This is a genomic window from Nocardiopsis synnemataformans (assembly GCF_965343085.1).
Classification (GTDB): Bacteria; Actinomycetota; Actinomycetes; order Streptosporangiales; family Streptosporangiaceae; genus Nocardiopsis; species Nocardiopsis alborubida.
This window is the reverse complement of sequence record NZ_CBDRFA010000109.1, coordinates 1-25,971: the sequence shown is the minus strand read 5'-3', so window position 1 is coordinate 25,971 and position 25,971 is coordinate 1. Positions and strand designations below refer to the sequence as shown.

Sequence of the window (25,971 nt, the reverse complement as noted above, 5' to 3'; positions counted from 1 at the left end):
CCCACGCCCCTGTCCTGCTGGCGCCAGGCCATCACCGTCACGTCCGCGGGGAGCGCTCCCCCGTCCAGGACCTCGTCCCAGCCGACCAGCGTGCGGCCGTGCTCGGCGAGGAAGGCGGCGATCCGCCCGGTGAACCAGCCCTGGAGCGCCTCCTCGTCCGCGAGCCCCAGTCGGCGGATGCGCTCCTGCACCCGGGGGCTGTCCCGCCACTCGTCCTTGGGGACCTCGTCCCCGCCGCAGTGGACGTAGCGGCCGGGGAAGACGTCCATCACGTGCGTCAGGACGTCGCGGCAGAACCGCAGCGCGGTCTCGTCCACGTTGAGCAGGCGGGTGCCCACCCCCCAGCGCTCGCGCACGATCGTCGGGGCACCGGTGTTGCCCAGTTCGGGATAGGCGGCGATGGCCGCCTGCATGTGGCCGGGCATGTCGATCTCCGGGACCACCTCGACGCACCGGTCGCGCGCGTGGGCCACGATCTCGCGCAGGTCGGCCTCGGTGTAGTAGCCGCCGTGCGGGGTCTGGTCGTAGACCGGGTCCGGGCTCGTCCCGAGGTCGTTGCCGACCACGGTGCGCGCGCCACGCGCCGACCTCCGTCAGCCGGGGGTAGCCGGGCACCTCGATCCGCCAGCCCTGGTCGTCGGTCAGGTGCAGGTGCAGGACGTTGAGCTTGTGCAGGGCGAGCAGGTCGATCAGGCGCAGGACGAAGTCCTTGGGCAGGAAGTGCCGGGCCACGTCCAGCATGAGGCCGCGCCAGCGCAGCCGGGGGTGGTCCTCCACGCGTGTACACGGGATGCCCGCGCCCTCGACGGACGCGTCCGCCCGCCACAGCCGCGCGGGCAGGAGCTGGCGCAGGGTCTGCACGCCGTGGAGGGCCCCGACCGGGTCCGCGCCGACGACCTCGACGCGGTCGGTGTCCACGGTCAGCGTGTAGCCGTGTTCGCGGGCCCGCCGCGGGTCGACGCGCACGGTGACGGACGCCGCGGCTCCGCCCGGTCCGCTCCCGGGGTCCGGCCCACCCCCGGCCTCCGGTTCGCCCCCCGGTCCGGTCAGCGGGGCCAGGACCTCGCGTAACAGCGCGCCCGCCAGCTCCGCGTCCGGTTCGACGCGCAGGGAGAGTCCGCGGTCCAGGCGGAGGGATCCCGCGCGCGGTTCCACCCGCGTCGGCACCGGGATGATCGCGGGTCGGCTCGCGTCGTCGGGCATCCTCGTTCCCCCTTCTCGCCGCCTCGGCGGCGGCTGAGGCGCTGCGGTGGCTGCTTCCCGGCTCCGGCGGACGGGTGGCGGCCCCGCGGCTCCGGGCACGGACTGGCCACACCCAACGATCATTACATGAGCACATGATGATTACTAGTGAACAGAAGGAGGACATAAAGCTTGACACCAATCACGACGAACGTGACGATGGTCACTCACTGACTACCGGAGGGAGCGCTCAGCATGGTTCTCGCGTACGCCCGAGACGGACATGGCTGACACCGCGCGGCCCACGGGCGGGGTCGGTGCGGAGCGCGACCGCGCCCCGGCCCCTCCGCCGGACCGCCCGGACGGTCCCGACCGCTTCGACGACCGCTCCGAGGACGACCCGGCCCGACCCGCCCGCGACCTGTGGCGGCGCACGTCGGCGACGCGCTGGCTGCTGCCCGCCACCGCCCTCATCGGCCTGGTCATCGTCTTCCCCGCGCTCTACATGGTCTGGATGTCCTTCCTGGCCGTGGACCGGATCGGGCAGATCCAGGGGTTCACGGGGCTGGACAACTACCGGCGGCTGTTCGGGGAGCCCGCGCTGCCCGGGGTCGTGGCCAACACGCTGGTGTGGCTGGTGGTCGTCCTCGGGGTGACGCTCCTGGTGTCCCTGGCCCTGGCCCAGTTCCTCACCAAGGAGTTCCGCGGGCGCCGACTGGTACGGCTCTCCGTCGTCGTGCCCTGGGCGGCGTCGCTGGTCATGACAGCGACGGTCTGGCGGTTCCTGCTGGAGGGCGGCAACGGCCTGATCAACCGCCTGCTGATGGACCTGTCGATCCTCGACGCCCCGCACGAGTGGTACAAGGACCCCGCCACGGCCTTCTCCTCGATCATGGTCGTCGGCGTCGTGACGTCGGTCCCCTTCACGACCTACGTCCTGCTGGCCGGTCTCCAGACGGTCCCGACCGAGGTGCACGAGGCCGCCAGGATCGACGGAGCCGGGGCCTGGAACCGGTGGCTCCACATCACCCTGCCGCTGCTGCGCCCCTCGCTGCTGGTCGCGTTCGTGCTGAACATGCTGCACGTGTTCAACGCCTTCACGCTGATCTGGGTGATCACCGGCTCGATCTCGGGGAACCACGCCGACACCACGGTCACGTGGATGTACGAGATCGCCTTCAAGGAGCAGCTGGACCCGGGCGAGGCCGCCGCGCTCGCGGTGCTCAACGTGGTGTTCCTCGCCGGGCTGATCGCGGCCCTCGCCTGGCTGCTGCGGCCCGGCCGCCGCGACCGGGCGGGCCGCGCGATCGCCTCGGCGGTGCCGGGCGGCGTCCGCTCGCTCACCGGCAGGGCCTCGCGCTCGTGGTCGTCCCTGCGCGGGCGCGCGGCCGGCGCGTGCGCTCCGGTCCTGCGCCCGGCGGCGGACGCGGGCGGGCGGGTGTGGCGCCGGAGCAGGAGCGCCGTCCTCCCCCTCGTCGGGGCGCTGATCGCCCTGTTCTTCCTCGCCCCCTACGCCGCGATGTTCCTCGGTTCGTTGAAGACCGACGCCGAACTGTTCGCCGTCCCCGCGACCTACCTGCCGCGGGACTGGGCGTGGTCGAACTACGTCGAGGTGTGGAACCAGATCCCGTTGGCGGACTACTTCCGGGTCAGCCTCACCGTCGCCGGGGTCTCGACCCTGGTCGTGCTCGCCGTGGCCGCGCCCGCCGCCTACGTCATCGCCCGCTCCGCCTTCCGCGGCAGGGGCGCCTTCCTCGGCCTGATCCTCATCACCCAGATGTTCCCGGCGGTCGCGCTCATCATCGGGCTGTACCGGGAGGCGCTCTTCCTCGGCGCCGTGAACTCCTACTGGTTCATCATCGCCGTCAACTCCGCCTTCAACATCGCCTTCGCGGTGTGGATCCTCAACACCCACTTCAGGGCGGTCCCGAGGGAGACCGAGGAGGCGGCCATGATGGACGGCCTCGGCCGCTTCCGGACCATGCTCAGGATCATCGTCCCGCTGTCGGCGCCGGGGATCATCACGGTGGTCGTCTTCACCTTCATCCAGGTGTGGAACGAGTTCATCGTCGCGCTGACCCTGTTCAACGACCCGTCGCAGGGCAGGGTGCCGCTGACGGTGGGGGTCCAGCAGTTCATCGGCCTGTACGAGACGAACTACCAGTACCTCTTCGCCGCCGGGCTGATGGCCGTCGTCCCCACGGTGATCCTCTTCGCCCTGATTGAGAAGTACCTGGTCAGCGGCCTGACCACGGGCAGTGTTCGATGACGCGTCCCCGCCGGGAAGCGGAAGGGAAGGGCAGCCGATGAGGAACCAGAGGCCGCGGGCCACCGCCTGCGCCGCCGCGCTGTCGGCGGCCGCGCTGCTCGCGACGGGGTGCGGTGGGGACGGGGACGGGGGCGGGGACCCGAACACCATCGAACTGGTCGTGGCACAGTACACCGAGGGAACACAGCCCTACTGGACCGGCCTGATCGAGGACTTCGAGGCCGACCACCCCGGCACGAGCGTCCGGCTGCGGGTGATCGGCTGGGACAACCTCCAGAACCAGGTCAACACGATGGTGCAGACGCGGCAGTTCCCCGACGTCCTGAACACGAACGTCTTCGCCGACTACGCCGAGGCGGGTCTGCTGCACCGCGCGCGGGACGTCCTGCCCGAGGACAGGTTCACCGACTTCGTGCCGACCCTGGCGGAGAACGCCTCGTTCGAGGGGGAGCAGTACGCCCTGCCGTTCGTGGCGACGGTGAACGCGATGTACTACAACCGGACCATCTTCGCCGAGGCCGGGATCAGCGAGCCGCCGCGGACCTGGGACGAGTTCCTGGAGGCGGCGGAGCGCGTCAACGCGCTCCCCGGCGACCACGTCCCCTACGCGCTGGCGCTGGGCTTCGACGGCGGCGACTACGAGTTCGGCACGTGGGCGCGCTCCAACGGCGGCGGCTGGAAGCAGGACGGCGAGTGGACGGTCAACAGCGACCGCAACGTCGCCACGCTGGAGTTCCTCCGGGACCTGGTGGTGGAGCACGACGCCACCCAGCCCAACCCCGGGCAGACCAACCGCCCCGACGGCACGTGGCCGCTCTTCGCCCAGGGCAGGGCCGCCATGGTGTACGCGCCGCTGGGCGGCAGCGCGTTCCTCGGCGCCGTGCACGAGGCGGGCGTCGACTACGGCACGACGACCCACCCGACCAACGGCGGCGCCGAACCCTCCACCCACGGCATCCAGGACTACCTGGTGGCCTTCGACAACCCCGGCAACCAGGAGCTGGTCACCGAGTTCCTGGACTACTTCTACGAACCGGAGAACTACACCGCCTACCTGGAGGTCGAGGGCCTGCTGCCGACCACGGAGTCCGGCGTCGAGGAGTTCCGCGACGACCCCGACGTCGGGGAGTACGTCGAGCAGATCCCCGAGGCCCGGCTGGACCCCACCTACGAACCTGTCTGGGCCCAGCTGCGCGGCACGATGGCCGGGGAGCTGGGCACGGCCGTGGCCCCGGACGGGGACCCGCGCGGCGTCCTCGACAGGGGCCAGGACATCGCCACCTCCAGCCCGTGAGGGGTGGTGGTGCGTGGCAGCGGACCCCTCAGCCCAGCGCCTGGGCTCCGATGACGGACAGCAGGTGCAGTCTGTCGTAGCTCTCGCTGCCGGGGACGGCGGTGTAGACGAGCAGCGAGTGGGCCTGGCCGGGGTCGACCAGTCTCTGGCAGTTCAGTTCCAGGGGACCGACCTCGGGGTGGACGAAGTGCTTGACGTGGTGGGGACGCACGCCGATCTCGTGGTCCTCCCACACCCGCCGGAACTCCTCGCTCTGGCCGAGGAGCAGGTCGGCGAGGTAGGCGGCCCGTGAGCCGGGGCCGCGAAGGGTGACGAGCTCGCGCAGGCCCGAGGCGTACATGCGGGTGAGGAACGGGTGCTCCTCGGGCGCGTGGAGCCGCCTCGCCCCGGGGTCGGTGAACCACCGGTACCCCACGCTGCGGGCGGGCCCGGTGTACCTGGTCGCGTCGCCGGTGAGCGCGACGCCCATCGGGCTCTGGCGCAGGGTCTCGCCGAGTTCGGTGACGATCTCCGCGGGCGTGTCGTCCAGGCGGTCCAGGACCCGCAGCAGGCCGGGGCTGATGTGCTCGCTGACCGTGCCCCGCGCGGGCGGGTTGTGTCCGGCGAGGCGGAACAGGTGGTCCCTCTCGTCGAGCGACAGGTGCAGCCCCTGGGCGATGGAGGAGAGCATCTGGCCCGACGGCCTCGGTCCGCGCTCCCGCTCCAGCCGGGAGTAGTAGTCGGTCGACATGTGGCACAGCACCGCGACCTCCTCGCGCCGCAGGCCGCTGGTCCTGCGGCGCTGCCCGCGCGGCAGGCCGACGTCCTCGGGTTGCAGCGCCTCCCTGCGGTTGCGCAGGAACTCCGCCAGCCCGGTGCGATCGATCACGGCATGCCCTCTTCCCGGTGGTACTGCTTCGTGTCTACCTTGTGCGCGTGGCGGTAACCACGGACCGTCGATCCCCCCTTCACGGTCCGAGGAGTGGGAGGGGATGCGAGGGGCGACCCGCCGATCCTGGGATCGGGAGGCCGTGGTTAACGCCCCGCTCCGGGCGGAGGATCGTTCCCGTGCACCGTGCACCGGGCACGGAGGGGACGGGGTCCACCCGAACGCGCGTCCACGAGGACACGAGGGAGCAGAACCATGCCACGTCGAACCATCGACATCACCGTGCCGGACCTGACCGGAAAGCGCGCGCTCGTCACCGGCGCCAGCGACGGGATGGGCCTGGGCATGGCCGAGCGGCTGGCCGCCGCGGGCGCCGAGGTGATCATGCCCGTCCGCAACCCCCGCAAGGGCGAGGACGCGATCGCCAGGATCCGCCGGAGCCACCCCGACGCCCGGGTCTCGCTGCGCAGCCTCGACCTGTCCTCGCTCGCCTCGGTCGCGGCCCTCGGCGACGCCCTGCGTGAGGAGGGCCTGCCGATCCACATCCTCATCAACAACGCCGGAGTGATGACCCCGCCGGACCGGCAGACCACGGCGGACGGCTTCGAGGTCCAGTTCGGCACCAACCACCTCGGCCACTTCGCCCTCGTGGGCCACCTCCTCCCGCTGCTGCGCGCCGGTCGCGCCCGCGTCACGTCGCAGGTCAGCATCGCCGCGAGGCGGGGCGCCGTCAACTGGGACGACCTGAACTGGGAGCGTTCCTACGACGGCATGCGCGCCTACGGTCAGTCCAAGATCGCGTTCGGGCTGTTCGGCCTCGAACTGGAGCGGCGCAGCAGGGCTGGCGGGTGGGGCGTCACCAGCAACCTGTCCCATCCCGGGGTGGCCCCGACCAGCCTCCTGGCCGCCCGCCCCGAGCTCGGCCGCGACCGGGACACCCTGGGCGTGCGGCTGATCCGCGCGCTCTCGGCCCGCGGCATCCTGGCGGGCACCGTCGAGACCGCGAAGCTGCCCGCCCTCATGGCCGCGACCGACCCGGCCGCCAAACCGGGCGCGCTCTACAGTCCCAGCGGCCCCAGCAACCTCGGCGGCCCGCCCGCCGAGCAGCGGCTCTACTCCCCCCTGCGCAGTGCCGACGAGGCCGAGCGGGTCTGGCGGGTCTCCGAGCAGCTCACCGGGACCGCCATCCCCGCCGCCTGACCGCGCAGCCCCGGCCTGGGCATGGCGATCCTGTCGGGTCCTCTGTACCACCGGCTGCCGATCACACAGGAGCCCCTGACCCACGCCTACGCCGACCAGGTCCTCGAAGCCCTCTTCGCCGGGATGAGACCGAGGACCTGAGGGTTCGTCCCGGTCACGCCGGTGCGCGGGAGATGGTGTGGCCCGCCCTTCGCGCGGTGAGGGCGAGCCCGGCGATGAGCGCCACCTCGCCGAGGTTGCCCACCGCCAGCGGCGCCGTGGGCACGGCCGAGACCGCGAACATGACCGCGGCGCCCAGCAGCATCCACCCGCCGCGCGCCCGCACCAGCAGCGCCGATCCGACCAGGAGCAGCACGACGACGGTCGTCACGGCCGGGACCGGCAGGGCCGACTCGGCCGCCGAGTAGCGCAGCGCGTCGCCCTCGCGGCCGGGCACCAGGGTGAGCCCCACGAGTTCGGTCACGACGCCGTAGACGATCAGGGCGACCGCCAGCAGCCAGAACCCGGCGCGCACCGCGCGGGGGCGGGCCCAGGCGAGCCCGGCGTCGCGGGCAGCCCCCGCGGCGAAGACGATCAGCAGGGGTGTGACCAGGGCGTGCACGACGAAGCGCGGGAGGTTCAGCGCGAGCAGGAGGTCCCCCTCGCCGATGGTGGAGCCCAGCGCCACGATCCCGTTGTCGTAGACGAGCCCGGCGGCCACGGCCGCCACCAGCCAGGTGTGCGGGGAACGCCGGAAGAGCGCCAGCCGGACCAGCCAGAGGGTCAGGCACAGGTGGGCCAGCGCGAACGCGGCGAAGAGGAGGGAGGTCATGTTCGCCCTTCTGTCTCGCTTTTCGAGAAGGCAGCTTTTCGAGGATCCCCCCGGAAGCCTGCCCCGTCGCAGGAGCGCCATGCACGCGAACCGCCCGCCTCTTCGCCTCTCTCCCCGCGCACTGAGGATCCGCACGGGAGACCGGCACGCCGGGAGGACCGGATCGGAGGGCACGGAACACGGGCACGGCGGAGCGCTGAGCAGGAGCGGAGCGGGCCACGAGTCGAGGGCGCGAGGGCGCGGACCGGGCCGCGAACGGGAGCCGCGGAAGGGCGCGAACCGGGGACGGCCCCCTGGCTGACGAGGCGGGCATTCCCGGGAGCAGGTGTCGGCTTTCCCACGTTTGGTCAGCTTCCGGACCGTAACCCCGGTGATATTCTACAGTGGGTGCAAAAATTCCTCTTCTGCACATTTTTGCCGCCCACGGCAACCCAGCAGTCCAGCGGCCTCCCGCGCCGCCCCGTTTCCTTTCCTCAGAGGTCCATCCGTGCGCACTTCCCGTCCCTTACCCGACACCGGGCAGCCCTCGATCCTGCGTTCCCTGAGCGGACTGTTCATAGTGCTGGGCGTGACGATGCTCAGCAGCACGATCGTGTCGGTCGCCCTTCCCCAGATCGTCGGGTCGCTGGACGGCAGCCAGTCGCAGTACACGTGGGTGGTGACCGCGACCCTGCTGGCCTCCACCGCCTCCACCCCGGTCTGGGGCAAGCTGGCCGACCTCTTCGACAAGAAGAAGCTGCTCCAGCTGTCGATCGTGCTGTTCATCGTCTCGTCGCTGCTGTGCGGGTTCGCCCAGACCACCGGCCAGCTCATCGCGTTCCGGGCCGTGCAGGGCCTGGGTATGGGCGCCTCCCAGGTCCTGGTCCAGGTGATCATCGCCTCGATGGTCAGCCCCAAGGAGCGCGGCACCCTCAACGGCTACCTCGGTGCGGTGATGGCCGTGGCCACCGTCGGCGGACCGCTGATCGGCGGACTGCTGGCCGACCTGCCCGGCCTGGGCTGGCGCTGGTGTTTCTTCATCGGCGTGCCGTTCATGCTGGTGGCCCTGGTGGCGCTGAGCCGCACGCTCAAACTGGTGGACGTGCGCCGCCCCGACACCAAGGTGGACTACGCGGGCGCCACGCTCATCGCCTCGGGCGTCAGCCTCCTGCTGCTGTGGGTGACCTTCGTGGGCAACGACTTCGCGTGGGTCTCCTGGCAGTCCGGGGCCATGGTCGCCGGAAGCCTCCTGCTGCTCGGCCTGGCCGTGTGGGTGGAGGCGCGCGTGTCGGAGCCGGTCGTGCCCCTGCACCTGGTCATGCGGCGCGAGACGGCCATCGCCATCCTGGCCAGCTCCGCGGTCGGCATGGCGATGTTCGGCGGCGCGGTCTTCCTGGGCCAGTACTTCCAGCTGGCGCGCGGCTACTCCCCGACCGAGGCCGGTCTGCTGACCGCCCCGCTCATGCTGGGGACCATGATCTCCTCGACCGTGTCCGGGCGCATGGTCTCGCGTTCGGGACGGGTCAAGTCCTACGTGGTCACCGGCATGGTCACGCTGACCCTGGGCTTCCTGGTGCTGGCCACCATCGACGCGACCACGCCCTTGCTCATCGTGTGCGGGGGCATGGTGCTGATGGGACTGGGGGTCGGCATGTCCATGCAGAACCTGGTCCTGGTGGTGCAGAACTCCGTCCCGCTGCGCGAGATCGGCGCGGCCAGCGGCACGGTCGCCTTCTTCCGCACCCTGGGCGGCACCATGGGCGTGTCCGTGCTGGGCGCCTTCCTGGCCAACCGCGTCTCCACGAACATCTCCGGCGGCCTGTCCGAGGCCGGGGTGAGCCCCACCGCCGGAGGCGGCGACGCCAGCACCCTGAACCTGGACGCCATGCCGCCGTTCCTGCGCGAGATCGTCGAGGGCGCCTACGGTACGTCCACCGGCGACCTGTTCCTCCTCGCCACGGGCATCGCCCTCGTCGGCCTGGTGCTGGCGGTGTTCCTGCCCCGGGTCCAGCTGCGGGACAGCCTCGACCTGCCCGATCCGGCCGCGGAGGCCGCGGAGGCCGCCAAGACCACGGGGGCCGAGGACTCCGAGGAGATCGCGGGGGACGCGCAGGACACGCGGGCCCCGAAGGCCGGGGCCCTGACGGAGCCGACGGGCACCGAAGGCGCGGCGCGGACCGGCCGGGAGCCGTCCGCCGACTGACCAACCCCGCACAGGAGAGGCCCTCCCCGGAATCGCCCCCGGGGAGGGCCTCTCGCGTTCCGGACCGGAACCGCCGGCTCGCGGCGCGCCCGTACCGGGCGGCGGCCCCGCTACCTTCCGCGCGGCCGAACCGGCGCCGGGGCCCGCCCCTCGGCTCAGCCTCCGGCCGCGGCGCGGACCCCGGCCTCGGGCCTCCGCCAGATCCTCAGCAGCCGCGCGAGCACGTACACCGCCGCCGCGGCGACGAGCGCTCCGATGCCCAGCGCCCAGGGGCCGTAGTTCACCGCGATCAACGGCAGCAGAGCCGTCAGCATGCCTCCCCCGGAGATCGGGCTGAAGAAGGGCGCGCGCAGCGCGTAGGCCCGCGCGGCGTCGGTCCTCAGTTCCGGGTCGGCCGTGCGCAGCAGCATCAGGCCGACCGAGGCCACCCCCGTCAGCGTGCCGAAGTTGACGATGGAGTGCTCGAACCAGGAGTCGCGGAACATCCGCGGCCCCGCCCAGTAGAAGAAGCCCACCGACCAGCGGCGTGAGGCCGTGTCCCGCTGGCGGCGCGGTCACCACTTGCCCTACTGCGGCTACCACCTCCAGGCCCGTGAACTGGCCGAGGCCAAGACCGAAGAGGAATGGTTGAAGGCCGCCCCCTCCCACATCCTCCAGCAGACCCTGCGCGACCTGGACCGGGCCTGTCAGGACCACGGCACGTTCAAGGTGCGGTGGCGTGCCAAGGGGCGGTGGAAGCCCTCCTTCCGCTTCCCCGACGGTGGGCGGATGAGTATGGAGCTGGCCGCCCGCGACCGCACCGGATCGGTCGCGGCCCACCAACGCCTCAACCGCCTGCGCCGCGCCGTGGCCGGTTCCGAGATCGACACCGACGTCACCGCCCGCGGCGGCGCCGCGGAGGGGCCGGAGGGAACGCAACGCCCCTCATGACAGGATTTTTCAGGTTGCGGGCGGGTCATGGGACACATGAGACTGCGCGTACCGCTTGTTGCGGTCCGCCCCCACCCGAGAGGCCACCATGACGGACATCCCCATCGACACCAGCGTCGCGCACACCGCACGGGTGCGGAACTACTGGCTCGGCGGCAGGGACAACTACCCCGTGGACCGCGAGATGGGCGACACCGTCGGAGGGCTGATGCCCCAGGTCGTCGAGGCCACCCGGGGGGACCGGCTCTTCCTGCGCCGCGCGGTCAGCCACCTGGCGCTGGAGGAGGGGATCAGCCAGTTCCTCGACATCGGCTCCGGGCTGCCCGCCGCCGACAACACCCACGAGGTGGCGCAGGCCCACGCCCCGGACGCGCGCGTGGTCTACGTGGACAACGACCCCATGGTCCTGGCCCACGCGCGCGCCCTGCTGGTGGGCACCAACGAGAAGCGGACCCGGTACGTGGAGGCGGACCTGTGCGACACCGGCCGTGTGCTGGAGAGCGCCCGCGGGACCCTCGACCTGGACCACCCGGTCGCGCTGACCCTGTTGGGGACGATGGGCCACTTCGGCGACCTGGACGAGGCCCTGGGCATCGTGCGCGCCTACATGGACGCCCTGGCGCCGGGCAGTTTCCTGGCCGTGTGCGACGGCGTCCTCGCCCACGTGGAGGCCGTCACCGACGAGCGCGCGGTGGAGGCGCTCCAGCGCTGGCAGGAGAGCGTCGCCCAGCCGTACCACATGCGCACGGTGGAGGACTTCACCCGCTTCTTCGACGGTCTCGCGCTGGTCGATCCCGGGGTCGTCTGCGTCACCCGTTGGCGGCCCGAGCCGGTCGAGGTCGGGAGGGTGCGCGACATTCCCCAGTACTGCGGCCTGGCCCGCAAGGCCTGAGGCGCGACTGCGCGCGGACGCGACGGCTCCACGCGGACGCGGTCGGGCGGTGCTCCACGTCGTCGCGGTCGGTCGGACCGGCCTCGGCCCCGTTTACGGTCTCGGGGCCCGGGTAGCCGCCGCACCCAACGGACATCCACCGCTTCGGGCCGCGTCAACGCGTCCCGCCGCTGTTGGGAGGAAGACCATGAAGGCCGTCGTATGGCACGGCATCGGTGACATCCGCCTGGATGACGTGCCGGAACCGCGCATCGAGCACTCCCAGGACGCGATCGTGCAGATCACCACGAGCGCGATCTGCGGCACCGACCTGCACATGATCCGGGGCACCATGCCGGGCATGGTGCCGGGCACCGTCCTGGGCCACGAGGGCGTCGGCGTGGTGACCGAGGTCGGTTCCCAGGTCCGCAACTTCCAGCCGGGCGACCGGGTGGTCATCCCCTCCACCATCGGGTGCGGGACGTGCAGCTACTGCCGGACCGGTTACTTCGCCCAGTGCGACAACGCCAACCCCGGGGGCCGACGCGCGGGCACGGCGTTCTTCGGAGGGCCGGAGGCCACCGGCTCCTTCCCCGGACTCCAGGCCGAACGGGTGCGCGTCCCCTACGCCAACGTGGGGCTCGTCGGCATCCCCGAGCGCGTGAGCGACGAGGAGGCCGTCCTCGTCTCCGACATCTTCCCCACGGCGTGGTTCGGGGCCAAGCTCGCCGAGATCACCCCGGGCGACACCGTCGCGGTGATGGGATGCGGTCCCGTGGGGCTGTTCGCCGTGCTGAGCGCCTACCTCCAGGGAGCGGGGCGCGTCCTGGCGGTCGACGGGGTCGGAAGCCGGTTGGAGCAGGCGCGCCTGCTGCACGCCGAGGTGATCGACTACACCGAGGAGGACCCGGTGGCCACCCTGGTGGAACTCACCGGGGGCATCGGCCCGGACCGGGTGATCGACGCCGTCGGGGTCGACGCGGAGCGGCCCAAGCGGGGACCGGCCGTCCAGGAGGACCTCAGGGAGCAGTTCGCGACGGAGGTCTCCGAGCTCGTGCCCGAGCCCCGGTCCCAGGGCGACACCTGGGTTCCCGGCGACGCGCCGTCCCAGGCCGCGCGGTGGGCGGTGGACGCGATCGCCAAGGCGGGGACCCTGTCCATCATCGGCGTCTACCCGCCGACGATGACGCACTTCCCCATCGGCGCGGCGATGAACAAGAACCTCACCCTGAAGATGGGTAACTGCAACCACCGCACCTACATCCCCGAGCTTCTGGGGATGGTGGCCAGCGGCAGCGTGGACATCACCTCGGTCCTCACCCAGGAGGTGCCGTTCGACGAGGTGCTGGACTCCTACCGCGCCTTCGACCACCGCGAGCCGGGCTGGACCAAGGTGGCCGTGACCACGGCCTGAGACCCGACGGCGCCTACCGGGCGGGGGCCTCGGTGCTCGTCCTCGTGTGGAAGTAACCCCTGCCCACCTCGACGAAGCCGAGCGAGTCGTAGAGGGGGCGGCCGTCCTCGGTCGGGACGAGGACCACGTCACGCCCCTGGTGGTGGCGCAGGACCCGCGACAGCACCGCACGCGCGACTCCGCGCGTGCGGTGCTCGGGCGCGGTCACCAGCCAGTAGAGGGCGACCACGCCGCCGTGGTCGAAGGTCAGACAGGCCGAGGCGGGCGAGCCCTGATACATGGCGAGCCAGGCCCGCCAGCCCTGCGCGTCCAGAAGACTGACGGGAAGGAAGCACTGGGGTCTGTGGGGTTGGCGGGACGGCAGGGGAAAGCCGTCCACCACGAGCCGTTCCACCGTGAGCAGTGCTCTCTCCTCGCCCACGGCGACGATCTCGACCTCCGGCCGGGGCTGGGGCGCGGGCGCGGGCGCCGCGGATCCCCAGCGCACCATGACGGGCCGCGGGGTCCGCGCGAACCCCTCCGGGGCCCGGAGCCTTCCGAAGGGATCGTCCAGGCTGACGCGGCCCGGCGCGGACAGGGCGGACGACACCCGGTCCGGTAGGTGCGCCGAGGCGCGCGTGAGGTGCACCCTCGTCTCCATGGGGTTCGCCGTGCGCAGGAGGTCGAACCCGTCGTGGGTGTGGTCCTCCTCGATACGGCCCGCCAGAAGGTGTCTCCACGCCTCGGCGTGGTTCCGCGCGTACGCCTCCACCGTGTCCATGTGCCTCTTTCTGCCGCTGGCTGGCTCTGTACGGAGTCCCGGCGCCCCGACCGCGGAACCGTTTCGCCCTGGATTGAACACGTTCGGAAGCTGCGGCGCCACCGCTTTCTCCCGACACCCTTTCGCACCCCGCACTGTCCGTAACCGGTCACGGACTTGACACGTATGGTGATGGCGCGGGATGTTCGTGCAACCGGATGCAACCAGCCCGAGAGGAAAGCATCCATGGCACTGCGCTACTTCGGCAAGGACACGGAGTTGGCCAAACTGTGCTCCTCATATTTCGAGACCATCTGGAAGCAGACTGCTTCTCACTCCGACTTCCGCATCTGACCCATGACCACCAGATTGCTAATTCGTGTCTTCATCTTTTCCCTCCAACATCCAAGCCGCACGTGAGACCGTCGCTTCGCGATTGAAAGAAATCCGCCTGGACGCTGGACTAACAGGAACCGAACTGGCTTTCCGATGCGGCTGGCACAAGTCGAAGTCCTCACGGATCGAGAACGCGAAGACACCTCCATCCGACGAGGACATCCGCACCTGGTGCCGAGCCTGCACGGCAGAAGGCCAAACGGTTGACCTCATTGCAGCATCACGTAACGCCGAGTCCCTGTACGTGGAGTGGAGGCGCAAGCAGCGATCCGGACTGCGCCAACTCCAGGAATCCTACGTTCCGCTGTACGAAAAAACAGAGCTATTTCGCTTCTACACACCAGACATGATCCCTGGCTCAATCCAAACACCCGAGTACACAAGGGAGCTTTTCAAGAGGGTAATTGAATTCAATGGAATGAACGATGATTTCGAAGCGGCAACCAAGGCACGCATGGAGCGTTCAACCGTACTTCGCCAGGGAAACCACCGCTTCGCAATCATACTGGAAGAAGCAGCCCTTCAGTACCGCTTCGGAGACAGAGAAACCATGGCGGACCAACTCAGTCACCTGTTCTCTGCAATGTCTCTTCCCAATGTCTCGCTTGGCATAATACCCTCCACGTCGTATCGTTCCATTTGGCCCATGGCAGGGTTCTACATATTCGATGACCATCTTGTTCGCTCCGAGCTCGCAACAGCAGAATTAACTATCAATTCCCCCACTGAAGTGGCGACACATATCAAGGCGTTCAACCGCCTCCAAAAGCTCGCCGTCTACGGGCCCAAGGCGCGGACGTTGATCACCTCGGCGATCGAGGCGCTCGACTAGTTTCTGTGCAACTTCGTGCAACCCGCTAGGTTCTCGTGAACCACTCTCTGTAGCGTCCTGATCAGACCCCCGATCCAGATCGGACGCTCACATGCGGGACACCCCGGGAGCCGAGGCCCCAAGGCCCGATGCGGCCGAAGCCGCGCTCGCCGCGATGCGCAGGCACTACGGCGACCGCTACGCCATCCACCACAACGGCGACCTGTGGGTGGCCACCGACAGATCGCCCTCCGGTCTGACGGCGCCCACGATCATCGAGCCAACGCTGGAGGCGTTCGTGGCCGCACTGGAAGCTCCTGGACAGCGCTTCGGGAGACCGTTCCCGCCCGAACCCTCACACCCCTAGCGTGTTCTCGAAAGAAGCTGAGAATGGCAGACTGCTCCCCCTGCAACGGAACCGGCAAGGTCATCGCCGGAGGCGACGGCAGCGGCCCCTGGTCCGACAAGGAACTCATCGACTGCCCGCTGTGCAACGGGACCGGTGGCGTATGACCCCCGACCACGCCTCGCTGCTGGAGCGGCGGAACCAACTGGCCGCCGCGCTGGAGACGAACGACCACGTCCGGGAGGCCTTCGCCAAGGTCCCCCGGCACATGTTCATCCCCGACCGCGTGTGGCCCGAGGCTGTGGGCGATCCCCTGGACCGGCGGAACGCGCCGCAGCGGTGGGCGGATCTCGCCTACGCCGACGCGCCGGTCATCACGCAGGTCAACGACGGCCACAGCGGGCCCATGAACATCCCGACGTCCTCCTCCTCAGCGCCCTCGGTCATGGCGGCGATGATCGAGGCCGCCGGGGTGGGCCCCGGACAGCACGTGTTGGAGGTCGGCACCGGGACGGGCTACAACGCCGCGATCCTGTGCGAACTCGTGGGTCCGGCCGGTGAGGTGACCACGGTGGAGGTGGACGCCGGTGTCGCCGGGCAGGCCGCCGACCGCCTCCGGGCAGCCGGTTACGCGCCGTGCACCGTCGTGGCGGACGGCGCCGCCGGGTACGCGGAGGGGGCGCCCTACGACGTGGTCATCGCCACCTGCGCCGTGGTCGAGGTTCCCCGCGCGTGGATCGAACAGACCCGGCCCGGAGGCGTGGTCGTCACACCGTGGGCTCCGGCAGCCGACCTGCCCGGCGGCACCATGGCCCGTCTCGTGGTGTCGGACCGGGGCTCTGCGCAGGGCCGCTTCGCGGGTGACGCCAGCTTCATGCCGCTGCGTGATCAGCGCGCCCGGTACGACGCACCGCACGACCTGCACGGCACCGCCGAGCACACGTGGAAGCGTGCCGGAGACGCCCGCGACGTGGTCATGGGCGGGGTCGGTCCGCAGCTGGCGCTCATGGTGCCCGGTGTCCGGATCGGCATGCGCGTGGTCCGGGGTGAAGCCGAGACGTGCGTGTGGCTGTCGGCACTGGACTCGCCGTCCTGGGCGCGGCTGTACGCGGACGGCCGTGTGGCACAGGGTGGTCCGCGACCGGTCGGTGAGGAGGTCATCGCGGCGCACGAGTACTGGACGGCGCTGGGGTGCCCGGAGCTGACGGAGTACGGGCTCACCGTGACGGCGTCAGGTGAGCACACAGCCTGGTTCGGTGCCCCCTCCGGCCCGAACTGGCTGCACCGAGCCGCGACAGAACCCGCCTCCACCTGAACCAAAGGCGAGTGGAGCCGGTGTTCATGGAGAGCACCGGCCCCACTGTTCGCTAGAGCCGCTAGAGCCACACGAGTTCGGCGCGCAGCCGCCGGGCGGTGGTCTCGGGCACGTTCCCCCTGGTGATAGAGCGGTCCAGGATGTTGTAGATGACGGTGCTGCCGTCGGGGAGGTCCATTCCCCAGGCGAACGCCCGGCCCTTGTGTTCGCCCCGGGTCAGGCGCAGCTCGAAGAACTCCGCGCCGGGGTCGTCGTGGTAGACAGGAGTCGTGCCGTCGGTGTGGTCCTCTTCCATGGGGATCTCCCTTCGGTTGGCACTGCCCGGGACGTCATGGGCTCCAACTCACAAGCGCCCCGGGCAGTGGCTTTCTCGGTTACCGGGTGGGCCGGGCGAACTCGCCCTTGTGCGCTCCGTCCAGGAAGCACTCCCACTCGTGCGGGGTGAAGAACAGCGCGCCGCCCTCCGGGTCCCTGGAGTTGCGCACGGCAGTGCCCTCGTCCAGGTGCGCGATCTCGACGCAGCCCGTGGACGATTCGCTGGCCTGAGCCTTGAACCAGCGCGCACCGGTGAGGTCGGGGATGGCAGTCAACTTTCGTACTCCTCTGCGGCGTCAGAGATCAGGGCCAAAGACTCCTGTGGTGACAGCGCCTCCATCTGAAGCCGATCGAAGCGCTCTCGGAATCTTGCCACTGCCTGTCGCTTCTGGATGAAGATGTTCCCGGCCCGCGAATCGACGTAGACGTGGTGGTGCACGTCCGGGTCCTCGAACTCCAGAAGGGTGAAGGGCCCGTCGACCCCGGCATGGGCTCCGAGCGCGAAGGGGACGATCTGCACCGAGACGTCCGGTGACTCGGCCGCGTTCACCAAGCGCCTGAGCTGGGACGCCATCGTGCTGCGGCCACCGATCGGCCGCCTGATCGCGGCCTCGTCCATGATCGTGCGCAGCAGGGGCGGACGCCGCTTGCGGAGCACGTCCTGTCGTTGCATCCGCAACTGGACAAGACGTTCGACCGACTCCTCGTCTGCTCGGTGATCCCCTGCGTTGATGACCGCTCGGCAGTAGTCGGCTGTCTGGAGGAGTCCGTGAATGAGTCGGTCGGAGTAGGACCTCAGCGCGATGGCCTCGGCCTCCAGCCCTACGTAACTGCCCAGTCCCGAGGGAAGGACGTCGTCGTACTGGTCCCACCAGGCGTCCTCGGCGGCGACCTTGGCCATGTCCCGGAGCCGCTGCTGCTGCACCGGATCGCTCACGCCGTACAGGTCCAACAGCCCTCGAAGCTCCACCTGCTTGAGCACCCGTTTGCCGTTCTCGACACGGCTGATTGTGGGTTCGGACAGTCCGGAATCCTCCGCGACGCGCTCCATCGTGAGCTTGTTCTGCTCACGGAGCTTACGCAGCTCTATGCCGAGCCTCCTGCGGCCGACCGTTGGACTCGCCATACCCGAGCTCCCTTCGCCCTGGCTTCAGGGTACGACTGCAAGCCCATCAATGAAACCCTCTCTTTGAAATTTCTCAAAGTCGTCCGCTTTGAAGAGTTTTGCCAGGTCCACCTGGTTTTTAGAGGAAATCCCATGACAGTGCCGCAACATGGACTTCATCCAGCACAGGATGCGGCAGGACTACCGCAGGGATCCGGCAGCCCTCAGAAATTGCATGGGTGCTCGATGGGCATCGCGCAGGCGGTCCCAGCTCCTGCGCAGGCCCGGGAACGCTGAGGAGCCGCAGGGATGGGCCCTGGTGGCTCCCGAACCGGCGAGCGTTGGGCGGACGGCGCCCCCGAAAGCGTCGTAGGTCGCGCCTAGAGTCATCCTCGACCGCACGGCACACGATGCACTGTCTTCCCTGGGGTTTCAGGAGTGACCACACGGGCACCTTGCAGAGACAGCGGGTCGTCGGTGCGGAGGGCGCAGCGGCCGGGGATAAGCAAGTAACGGCCACGGCCGTCCGGGGAAAAGGGGAGCGGGGGAACATGACGCTGGCGATTCTCGTAGCGGTTGCGGTCACGGTAGCGGTGGTCGTGGACACCCTGGCCCCGATGGGGTCCAGAAGCGGACTGGGGGTCCGCAGGGGTGCGGCGCGCAGGGCGCTCACGGCCCTGCGGCGGAACCCTCAGCCCTCCCCCGCGCCCGTGCAGGCCGTGAACGTGACGGAGACCGTGGCGGAGACCCCTGCCAGCCGGGCACCGGAGCCGAGGCGGGAGCTCGAACCGGTGGGGCTGGGCATCACCGTCGCGCCGTCCCGCGCCCGCCGCGCCTGGAACGGGAGCCCCGCGCGAACGGGCCGACCGCGCCGCGCCGCCGCGAAGGCATCCCTCACCTGACAGCCGCCTGACAACCGAACGAACGGGGTCGGTGCTCCTCCGCGAGCACCGACCCCGTCGTCGTGTACGGACCGGCCTCAGCCGTGGAGCAGGCGCTCGGCGGCCTCCCACGGGGCCTGCGGCCCACTCGGCCGGTACCGGCTGACCTCGGTGGAGTCGGCCACGACCCGGCGCAGGTCGGCAAGGCCGCCCTCCACCGCCCCGACCGCGCGGGCCTGCACCAGCAGGTTGCCGATGGCCGCCCCCTCAACGGGCCCGGCGACCACCTCCAGCCCGACCGCGTCCGCGGTGAGCTGGCACAGCAGCGCGTTGCGCGAGCCCCCGCCGACCACGTGGACCACCTCCACGTCCGTCCCGCTCAGCTCGGCGGCCTGGCGCACCGCCCGGCGGTAGGCCAGCGCCAGCGAGTCCACCACGCACCGCGCCACCTCGGCCTCGCCCTCCGGCGGGCGCTGCCCGGTCTCGGCGGCGAACGCGGCGATCCGCGCGGGCATGTCGCCCGGCGGCAGGAACCGGGGGGCGTCCACGTCCACCACGCACGAGAGCGCGGGCACGCGGGCGGCCCGAGCCAGCAGGTCGGCCAGGCCCACCTCCCGCCCCCGCTCGCGCCAGGTGCGCAGCGACTCCTGGAGCAGCCACAGCCCGGCGACGTTGCGCAGGTAGCGCACCGTGCCGTCCACGCCCAGCTCGTTGGTGAAGTTCGCCGCCCGACTCGCCTCCGTCCGAACCGGGGCGTCCAGCTCCACACCCACCAGCGACCACGTCCCCGAGGAGACGTAGGCGAAGCGGCGCGTGGCCGCGGGCACGGCCACCACGGCGGAGGCGGTGTCGTGCGAGCCCACCGCCACCAGCGGCGCGCCCGCCGTCGCACCGAGGCCCGCGCCGTCCCGGAGGGCGCCGACGACGGTTCCGGGTTCGACCAGACCGGGCAGCAGGTCCCGCGCCGCGACGCCGAAGCCCGCCTCCAGCAGGTCCAGACAGGCGTCGGCCCAGCGGCGTTCGCGCACGTCGACCAGGCCGGTGGTGGAGGCGTTGGTCAGTTCCGCGACCCGCTCCCCCGTCAGCCAGTACCCGAGCAGGTCGGGCACGAGCAGCAGTCCGCGGGCCGCGGACAGCTGGGCTCCGCCGGAGGCGGCGGCGAGCTGGAACACCGTGTTGAACGGCTGCACCTGCAACCCGTTGACCGCGTACATCCGCTCGGCGGGCAGGTGCGCGAACACCCGTTCGGGCACCCCCTCGGTGCGGCCGTCGCGGTAGTGCGCGGGGTTGCCGAGCAGGGCGCCGTCGGCGTCCAGCAGCCCGTAGTCCACCGCCCAGGAGTCCACGCCGACCGAGGCCAGGCCGTGGGGTTCGGCGGCCCGGCGCAGCCCCTCGACCACGCCCGCGTACAGGGACAGCACGTCCCAGTGCAGGCTGGCGCGACCGCCCGCGGGCACGGTGACCGGCCCGTTGGGGAAGCGGGCCACCTCTTCCGTGCGCAGCCGTCCGTCCTCGATCCGCCCGGCGATGACCCGGCCGCTGGAGGCGCCCAGGTCGACGGCGGCGTGGACGGCGCCCCCTCCGGCGGCGCTCATCGCAGGAACGCGGCGGCGACGCCGCTGTCCACGGGGATGTGCAGGCCGGTGGTGTGCGAGAGCTCCCCCGCGGTCAGCGCGAACACCGCGTTGGCCACGTGCTCGGGCAGCACCTCGCGGCCCAGGATGGTGCGCTGGGCGTAGAACGCGCCCAGGTCCTCCTCCTTGACCCCGTACACCTTGGCCCGCTGGGCGCCCCAGCCTCCGGCGAAGATCCCCGAACCGCGCACCACCCCGTCGGGGTTGACACCGTTGACCCGGATGCCCTCGCCGCCCAGTTCGGCGGCCAGCAGCCGCACCTGGTGGGCCTGGTCGGCCTTGACCGCGGAGTAGGCGACGTTGTTGGGCCCGGCGAACACGGCGTTCTTGGAGGCGATGTAGACGATGTCGCCGCCCATGCCCTGGGCGGTCATCGTCCGGGCCGCCTCGCGCGAGACCAGGAAGGACCCCTTGGCCATGACGTCGTGCTGGAGGTCCCAGTCGCGCTCGGTGGTCTCCAGCAGCGGCTTGGAGATGGACAGCCCGGCGTTGTTGACCACCAGGTCCACGCCGCCGAAGGCCAGGGCCGCCGCGGCGAAGGCGCGGGCCACCGCGTCCGCGTCGCTGACGTCGCAGGCCACGCCCACGGCCGTGTCGGCGCCGCCCAGTTCGGCCGCGGCGGCGGCCGCCTTGTCCGCGTCCAGGTCGGCCACGACCACGCAGGCGCCCTCGCCAGCCAGGCGTGCGGCGATGGCCTTGCCGATACCGCTGGCCGCGCCCGTGACCAGGGCGACCCGGGTGGCGAGCGGCTTGGGCTTGGGCAGGCGGGCGAGCTTGGCCTCCTCCAGCGCCCAGTACTCGATGCGGAACTTCTCCGACTCCTCGATGGGCCGGTAGGTGGAGACGGACTCGGCACCGCGCATCACGTTGATCGCGTTGACGTAGAACTCGCCCGCCACGCGCGCGGTCTTGGCGTCCTTGCCGAAGGAGAACATGCCCACGCCGGGGACCAGCACGATCGCCGGGTCGGCGCCGCGCATGGCGGGGCTGTCGGCGTCGGCGTGGCGCTCGTAGTAGGCGCGGTACTCGGCCCGGTACTCCTCGTGCAGCTCGCGCAGGCGCTCCACGGCCCGCTCCAGCGGGGCGTCGGCGGGCAGGTCGAGCACCAGGGGGCGGACCTTGGTGCGCAGGAAGTGGTCGGGGCAGGAGGTGCCCAGCGCGGCCAGGCGGGGGTGCTCGGCCCCGGCCAGGAAGTCCAGGACCACGTCGCTGTCGGTGAAGCGGCCCACCTGGGGGTGGTCGGTGGAGGCCAGCCCGCGGATGACCGGGGCCAGGGCGGCGGCGCGCTCACGGCGTTCCGCCTCGGGCAGGGCGCCGTAGCCGTCCAGGGCGGGGCCGAAGGGCTCGGGGCGGCCGTTCTCCTCCAGAAACCTCTCGGCGGTGCGGATGATCTCCAGGGAGTTGGCCTGGCACTGTTCGCTGCTCTCGGCCCAGGCGGTGATGCCGTGGCCGCCCAGGATCGCGCCGATGGCGTTCGGGTTCTCCTCCGCGATACGGGCGATGTCCAGGCCGAGCTGGAATCCGGGACGGCGCCAGGGCACCCACACCACCCGGTCGCCGAAGCACTCACGGGTCAGGCGCTCGCCGTCCGCGGCGGTGGCCAGGGCGATGCCGGAGTCGGGGTGCAGGTGGTCCACGTGCGCGGCGCGCAGCAGGCCGTGCATGGCGGTGTCGATGGAGGGCGCGGCGCCGCCCTTTCCGAACAGGCAGTGGTCGAAGGCGGCGACCATCTCGTCCTCGCGGTCCTCGCCGGGGTAGACGTCCACGAGGGCGCGCAGGCGGTCCAGGCGCAGCACGGCCAGGCCGTCCTCGGTGAGGGTGCCCAGGTCACCGCCGGAGCCCTTGACCCACAGCAGGTCGACGTCCTGTCCGGTGACGGGGTCGGTGCGGATGCCCGAGGCGGAGGTGTTGCCCCCGGCGAAGTTGGTGTTGCGCGGATCCACGCCGAGGGTGTTGCTGCGGGCGAGGAGTTGTTCGACGACGTCGGACACGGGGTCTCCCTGTTCGGTGCTGCTGTGCTGGGTCGGTGGCTGGCTCACGCGCCCCACCCGGCCTGGGCGCCGCCCCTGCGCTCCTCGGTGACGCGCTCGACGTAGCCGGAGCGGGCGTGCGCGGCCATGGGGTCGGGGTCCAGGCCCTGGTTCTCCCGCAGGTCGGCGAGCATGGGCCGCACGTCGGTGTTGTAGGCGTCCATCAGGGCGGCGTTGGCGGCCAGGACGTCGCCCTCGCGCTGGGCGGCGGCGAGCGCGTCGGCGTCCACGAGCAGGGCCTTGGCGGTGGCCTCCTGCACGTTCATGACCGAGCGGATCTGACCGGCGATCTTGGGCTCGATGTTGTGGCACTGGTCGAGCATGAACGCGACCCCGGTGTCGGCGGCCAGGCCGCCGCCGCGCACGACCTCGTACATGATCCGGAAGAGCTGGAAGGGGTCGGCGGCGCCGACCATGAGGTCGTCGTCGGCGTAGAAGCGCGAGTTGAAGTCGAAGGCGCCGAGCTTCCCGGCGCGCAGCAGGAACGCGACGATGAACTCGATGTTGGTGTGCGCGGCGTGGTGGCCGGTGTCCACACAGACCACGGCCTTCTCCCCCAGCTCCAGGCAGTGGGCGTAGGCGGTGCCCCAGTCGGGAACGTCGGTGGCGTAGAAGGCGGGCTCGAAGAGCTTGTACTCCAGCAGCAGGCGCTGGTCGGTGCCGAGCCGGTCGTAGACCTCGGACAGGGCCTCGGCCAGGCGGTCCTGGCGGGCGCGCAGGTCGTCCTGGCCGGGGTAGTTGGTGCCGTCGGCGAACCACAGCTTGAGGTCGCGCGAGCCGGTGGCGTCCATGACGTCCACGCACTCCAGCAGGTGGTCGATCGCCTTGCGGCGCACGCCCGGGTCGGGGTTGGTGACGCTGCCGAGCCTGTAGTCGTCGTCCTGGAAGACGTTGGCGTTGATGGTGCCGACGCCGATGCCCAGGTCGCGCGCGTGGGCGGCGAGCGCGGCGTAGTCGTCGACCCGGTCCCAGGGGATGTGCAGGGCGACCGTGGGGGCGACCCCGGTGAGGCGGTGGACCTCTGCGGAGTCGGCGATCTTCTCCCAGGGGTCGCGGGGGACGCCGGGCTGCGCGAACACCTTGAACCGGGTACCGGAGTTCCCGAAGGCCCAGGAGGGGAGTTCGATGTGCTGGCGCCGCAGGACGGCCAGGGCGTCCGCGCCGCGTTCGGGGAGTGCTGCCACGGTGGGGCTCCGTTCGGGGAGGGCTCACCCGCCGGTCCGACCGGCGAGGACGCCCATTGAATCGTTTCACTCAGGTTGCGCCGAAACTACCGCCAGCTCTTCTCACGTGTCAAGGTTTACCCACCCCTTGCCCTGGCCAGCCGGGTCTTCTGCACTTGAAACGTTTTATGACTAGGGCGTGTACGGCCGTCCAGCAGGAGACCCGGGCCACACCGCGAGCCGCCCGTGACGCCGTCCGTGGAAGTCGCCCGGAGGGGGCCGCCCCTGGTGCCCGAACACCGCGGACGGGGCCCACCGGCCACCGCGCCCGGGGGGACCTCCCCTTGGTCTCGGCACCCGCGTCCCTCGGGGCCGGGCGGCGCGCCGCCCGCCCTGCCCCGGCGAGGGGCGACCGCTCATGCGCCGAGGGCCATGCGCACGCCCAGGGTGAGCATGACGGCGGCGATGAGCGCGTCCAGGACCCGCCATGCGCCCGGGCGGGCGAAGACCGGGCGCAGCAGGCGGGCGCCGAAACCCAGCCCGAAGAACCACGCGAAGCTGCCCGTGACCGCGCCCGCCGTCCACCACCAGCGCGCGTCGCCGCCTTGCTGGTTGGCCAGGGAGCCCAGGAACACCACCGTGTCCAGGTACACGTGCGGGTTGAGCCAGGTGAGCACCAGCGCCGTGGTCACCGCTGCTCCGCGACCGCCGGAGAGCCCGCCGCCGACCACGAGGGAGCCGGGGCGCAGGACGCGGCGCGCCGCGGACAGGCCGTAGACGACGAGGAAGCCCGCGCCCAGCAGGCGGACCACGGTGACGGCGAGGGGCGCGGCCTCGACGACGACGCCGACGCCGAGGACCCCGGCCGTGATGAGCAGGGCGTCGGACAGGGCGCAGACCAGCACCACCGGCAGGACGGTGCCGGTGCGGCCCTCGATGCCGATCCGCAGGACGTGGGCGTTCTGGGCGCCGATGGCCACGATGAGCGCCAGCCCGGTACCGAGACCGAGCAGGGCGGGGAGGAGTGTCTCGTTCACCCCGAAACGCTAGGTCCGGCACCCGTGTGCAGTAAAGCTAAACTTTCTTAGCATCCCTGAGAGAGGCTTAAGATGCCGTTCCAGTTCGACCATCTGCGCACCCTGACGACCCTGGTGGACGAGGGCACCTTCGAGGCCGCCGCGCGGCGGCTGCACGTGACGGCCTCGGCGGTGTCCCAGCGGGTCCGGGCGATGGAGCAGACCGCGGGCCGGGTGCTGGTCCAGCGCACGAACCCCGTGCGGACCACCGCCGCCGGGGACGTGGTGCTGCGCTACGCCCGCCAGGTACTGCTGCTGGACGAGGACGCCGACGCGGAGCTGCGGCGGGGCGAGCGCGAGCGGGGCCGGGTGTCGGTGCCGTTGGCCGTCAACGAAGACAGCCTGGCCACCTGGTTCCTGGCGGCGCTGGCGGACCTGCCCGCCGACCTGGGCGCGGTGTTCGAGATCCACCGCGAGGACGAGGAGCACACCGCCTCCCTGCTGCGCTCGGGAACGGTGATGGCCGCCGTGACCTCCACCCCCGAGGCGGTCCAGGGGTGCACCGTGGCGGGGCTCGGCGCGATGCGCTACCGCGCGGTGTGCAGTCCGGGTTTCGACCGGGAGCACCTCGGCGGCCGGGCGGACCCGGAGCTGCTCGCCCGGGCCCCGGTGGTCAACTTCGACCGCCGCGACGACCTCCAGGACCGGTTCCTGCGCGAGTCCGGCAGCGAGCCCGCCGGGCCCCGTCACCACATCCCGGCCTCGGAGGACTTCGCCCGGGCCGTCCTGTTCGGGTTCGGGTGGGGCGTGGTCCCCGAACCGCAGTGCTCGGAGCACATCGCGTCGGGGCGGCTCGTGGCCCTGGCTCCGGACCGCCCCGTGGACGTGCGCCTGTACTGGCAGCGGTGGAACCTGCGCTCCCCGGTCCTGGACCGGGTCTCGGAGGCCGTGCGCGCGGGCGCGGCGGCCCGCCTGCACCCGCTGTGAACCGGCCCGGAGGACGCGCGCACGGCCTCCCCTGCCTGGGCCCTCCGACGGGGGCGTCCTCTGACAGGCGGAGCACGGCCCGGGGGTTCCTTTCCCCAACGCCCGTGACGCGAGGCGCTCGGTCGGAACGGAAGGTGGGTAGATCCCCCCGTGTCCGTTCGGCGGGTCGCCGGGGGTGGCCCGCCGAAACCACCATCCAGGAAAGACTTTCG

Annotated in this window: 25 protein-coding genes and 1 pseudogene; 13 read left to right on the top strand and 13 right to left on the bottom strand. The window is 71.2% G+C overall.

What is annotated here, in order from left to right; all coding sequences use genetic code 11:
- Positions 1 to 566, bottom strand: a 566-nt coding sequence (locus tag ACSIH6_RS36680; protein ID WP_435112976.1) for a family 20 glycosylhydrolase, incomplete at its 3' end; no start/stop codon positions are given.
- A 52-nt stretch (positions 567 to 618) separates the two neighbouring features.
- A pseudogene (locus ACSIH6_RS36675) lies at positions 619 to 1,203 on the bottom strand (family 20 glycosylhydrolase); the annotation flags it as partial.
- Positions 1,204 to 1,465: 262 nt separating this feature from the next.
- Between ACSIH6_RS36675 and ACSIH6_RS36670 the strand changes: the two are divergent.
- Both ACSIH6_RS36670 and ACSIH6_RS36665 read left to right on the top strand, forming a co-directional pair.
- Positions 1,466 to 3,451 carry an ABC transporter permease gene (locus ACSIH6_RS36670; protein WP_435112974.1) on the top strand — a complete coding sequence of 662 codons (1,986 nt, stop codon included), beginning with the start codon at positions 1,466 to 1,468 and terminating at the stop codon, positions 3,449 to 3,451.
- A gap of 37 nt (positions 3,452 to 3,488) precedes the next feature.
- Positions 3,489 to 4,745 (top strand): sugar ABC transporter substrate-binding protein, encoded by a 1,257-nt coding sequence (locus tag ACSIH6_RS36665; protein ID WP_435112972.1) that lies wholly within the window; start codon positions 3,489 to 3,491, stop codon positions 4,743 to 4,745.
- 28 nt (positions 4,746 to 4,773) lie between these two features.
- On the opposite strand, the gene ACSIH6_RS36660 is transcribed toward ACSIH6_RS36665, so the two are convergent.
- Positions 4,774 to 5,613 (bottom strand): helix-turn-helix transcriptional regulator, encoded by an 840-nt coding sequence (locus ACSIH6_RS36660; protein ID WP_435112970.1) that lies wholly within the window; start codon positions 5,611 to 5,613, stop codon positions 4,774 to 4,776.
- A 255-nt stretch (positions 5,614 to 5,868) separates the two neighbouring features.
- Between ACSIH6_RS36660 and ACSIH6_RS36655 the strand changes: the two genes are divergently transcribed.
- Positions 5,869 to 6,813 (top strand): SDR family oxidoreductase, encoded by a 945-nt coding sequence (locus tag ACSIH6_RS36655; RefSeq protein ID WP_435112968.1) that lies wholly within the window; start codon positions 5,869 to 5,871, stop codon positions 6,811 to 6,813.
- 154 nt (positions 6,814 to 6,967) lie between these two features.
- Here ACSIH6_RS36655 and ACSIH6_RS36650 read toward each other — a convergent pair whose 3' ends face one another.
- Positions 6,968 to 7,624: a hypothetical protein gene (locus tag ACSIH6_RS36650; RefSeq protein WP_435112966.1), complete on the bottom strand. Its 657-nt coding sequence runs from the start codon at positions 7,622 to 7,624 to the stop codon at positions 6,968 to 6,970.
- Positions 7,625 to 8,198: 574 nt separating this feature from the next.
- On the opposite strand from ACSIH6_RS36650, the gene ACSIH6_RS36645 reads away from it, so the two are divergent.
- Entirely contained in the window at positions 8,199 to 9,806 is a 1,608-nt protein-coding gene (locus ACSIH6_RS36645; RefSeq protein ID WP_435112978.1) for an MDR family MFS transporter, read from the top strand.
- A gap of 155 nt (positions 9,807 to 9,961) precedes the next feature.
- On the opposite strand, the gene ACSIH6_RS36640 is transcribed toward ACSIH6_RS36645, so the two are convergent.
- On the bottom strand, positions 9,962 to 10,321 hold the full coding sequence (locus tag ACSIH6_RS36640) for a hypothetical protein (RefSeq protein WP_435112964.1): 360 nt from the start codon (positions 10,319 to 10,321) through the stop codon (positions 9,962 to 9,964).
- A 46-nt stretch (positions 10,322 to 10,367) separates the two neighbouring features.
- Here ACSIH6_RS36640 and ACSIH6_RS36635 point away from each other — a divergent pair, with 46 nt between their 5' ends.
- From ACSIH6_RS36635 to ACSIH6_RS36625, 3 genes are all read left to right on the top strand, one after another.
- Entirely contained in the window at positions 10,368 to 10,736 is a 369-nt protein-coding gene (locus ACSIH6_RS36635; protein ID WP_435112962.1) for a hypothetical protein, read from the top strand.
- Between the two features lie 88 nt (positions 10,737 to 10,824).
- Positions 10,825 to 11,628 (top strand): SAM-dependent methyltransferase, encoded by an 804-nt coding sequence (locus tag ACSIH6_RS36630; RefSeq protein ID WP_435112960.1) that lies wholly within the window; start codon positions 10,825 to 10,827, stop codon positions 11,626 to 11,628.
- 187 nt (positions 11,629 to 11,815) lie between these two features.
- Entirely contained in the window at positions 11,816 to 13,021 is a 1,206-nt protein-coding gene (locus ACSIH6_RS36625) for a zinc-dependent alcohol dehydrogenase (RefSeq protein WP_435112958.1), read from the top strand.
- A gap of 13 nt (positions 13,022 to 13,034) precedes the next feature.
- On the opposite strand, the gene ACSIH6_RS36620 is transcribed toward ACSIH6_RS36625, so the two are convergent.
- On the bottom strand, positions 13,035 to 13,781 hold the full coding sequence (locus ACSIH6_RS36620; RefSeq protein WP_435112956.1) for a GNAT family N-acetyltransferase: 747 nt from the start codon (positions 13,779 to 13,781) through the stop codon (positions 13,035 to 13,037).
- Between the two features lie 358 nt (positions 13,782 to 14,139).
- Here ACSIH6_RS36620 and ACSIH6_RS36615 point away from each other — a divergent pair, with 358 nt between their 5' ends.
- The 4 genes from ACSIH6_RS36615 to ACSIH6_RS36600 all read left to right on the top strand — a co-directional run bounded on the left by ACSIH6_RS36615 (position 14,140) and on the right by ACSIH6_RS36600 (position 16,628).
- Complete coding sequence (locus ACSIH6_RS36615; RefSeq protein ID WP_435112954.1) at positions 14,140 to 14,988, top strand: helix-turn-helix domain-containing protein; 849 nt, start codon at positions 14,140 to 14,142, stop codon at positions 14,986 to 14,988.
- A 91-nt stretch (positions 14,989 to 15,079) separates the two neighbouring features.
- Positions 15,080 to 15,334 (top strand): hypothetical protein, encoded by a 255-nt coding sequence (locus ACSIH6_RS36610; protein WP_435112952.1) that lies wholly within the window; start codon positions 15,080 to 15,082, stop codon positions 15,332 to 15,334.
- A gap of 23 nt (positions 15,335 to 15,357) precedes the next feature.
- Entirely contained in the window at positions 15,358 to 15,480 is a 123-nt protein-coding gene (locus tag ACSIH6_RS36605) for a hypothetical protein (RefSeq protein WP_435112950.1), read from the top strand.
- The gene (locus ACSIH6_RS36600) at positions 15,477 to 16,628 is read left to right on the top strand and encodes a methyltransferase domain-containing protein (protein ID WP_435112948.1); all 1,152 of its coding nucleotides are present in this window, start codon (positions 15,477 to 15,479) and stop codon (positions 16,626 to 16,628) included. Before ACSIH6_RS36605 ends, ACSIH6_RS36600 begins: the two co-directional genes overlap by 4 nt.
- A 61-nt stretch (positions 16,629 to 16,689) precedes the next feature.
- Here ACSIH6_RS36600 and ACSIH6_RS36595 read toward each other — a convergent pair whose 3' ends face one another.
- The 3 genes from ACSIH6_RS36595 to ACSIH6_RS36585 all read right to left on the bottom strand — a co-directional run bounded on the left by ACSIH6_RS36595 (position 16,690) and on the right by ACSIH6_RS36585 (position 18,069).
- Positions 16,690 to 16,923 carry a hypothetical protein gene (locus tag ACSIH6_RS36595; protein ID WP_435112946.1) on the bottom strand — a complete coding sequence of 78 codons (234 nt, stop codon included), beginning with the start codon at positions 16,921 to 16,923 and terminating at the stop codon, positions 16,690 to 16,692.
- 79 nt (positions 16,924 to 17,002) lie between these two features.
- Entirely contained in the window at positions 17,003 to 17,218 is a 216-nt protein-coding gene (locus ACSIH6_RS36590) for a DUF397 domain-containing protein (RefSeq protein ID WP_435112944.1), read from the bottom strand.
- Positions 17,215 to 18,069, bottom strand: coding sequence for a helix-turn-helix domain-containing protein (locus ACSIH6_RS36585; RefSeq protein ID WP_435112942.1), 855 nt, complete (start codon positions 18,067 to 18,069; stop codon positions 17,215 to 17,217). The genes ACSIH6_RS36590 and ACSIH6_RS36585 overlap by 4 nt, the downstream gene beginning before the upstream one ends.
- A gap of 530 nt (positions 18,070 to 18,599) precedes the next feature.
- Between ACSIH6_RS36585 and ACSIH6_RS36580 the strand changes: the two genes are divergently transcribed.
- Positions 18,600 to 18,950: a hypothetical protein gene (locus tag ACSIH6_RS36580; protein WP_435112940.1), complete on the top strand. Its 351-nt coding sequence runs from the start codon at positions 18,600 to 18,602 to the stop codon at positions 18,948 to 18,950.
- Positions 18,951 to 19,027: 77 nt separating this feature from the next.
- Here ACSIH6_RS36580 and ACSIH6_RS36575 read toward each other — a convergent pair whose 3' ends face one another.
- The 4 genes from ACSIH6_RS36575 to ACSIH6_RS36560 form a co-directional block, all read right to left on the bottom strand.
- On the bottom strand, positions 19,028 to 20,524 hold the full coding sequence (locus ACSIH6_RS36575) for a rhamnulokinase (RefSeq protein WP_435112938.1): 1,497 nt from the start codon (positions 20,522 to 20,524) through the stop codon (positions 19,028 to 19,030).
- Positions 20,521 to 22,611 carry a bifunctional aldolase/short-chain dehydrogenase gene (locus ACSIH6_RS36570; protein ID WP_435112936.1) on the bottom strand — a complete coding sequence of 697 codons (2,091 nt, stop codon included), beginning with the start codon at positions 22,609 to 22,611 and terminating at the stop codon, positions 20,521 to 20,523. The genes ACSIH6_RS36575 and ACSIH6_RS36570 overlap by 4 nt, the downstream gene beginning before the upstream one ends.
- Positions 22,599 to 23,777: an L-rhamnose isomerase gene (gene rhaI, locus ACSIH6_RS36565; protein ID WP_435112934.1), complete on the bottom strand. Its 1,179-nt coding sequence runs from the start codon at positions 23,775 to 23,777 to the stop codon at positions 22,599 to 22,601. Before rhaI ends, ACSIH6_RS36570 begins: the two co-directional genes overlap by 13 nt.
- A 395-nt stretch (positions 23,778 to 24,172) precedes the next feature.
- Positions 24,173 to 24,793, bottom strand: coding sequence for a LysE/ArgO family amino acid transporter (locus ACSIH6_RS36560; RefSeq protein WP_435112932.1), 621 nt, complete (start codon positions 24,791 to 24,793; stop codon positions 24,173 to 24,175).
- 72 nt (positions 24,794 to 24,865) lie between these two features.
- Between ACSIH6_RS36560 and ACSIH6_RS36555 the strand changes: the two genes are divergently transcribed.
- Positions 24,866 to 25,759, top strand: coding sequence for a LysR family transcriptional regulator ArgP (locus ACSIH6_RS36555; RefSeq protein ID WP_435112930.1), 894 nt, complete (start codon positions 24,866 to 24,868; stop codon positions 25,757 to 25,759).
- Positions 25,760 to 25,971 lie beyond the last annotated feature (212 nt).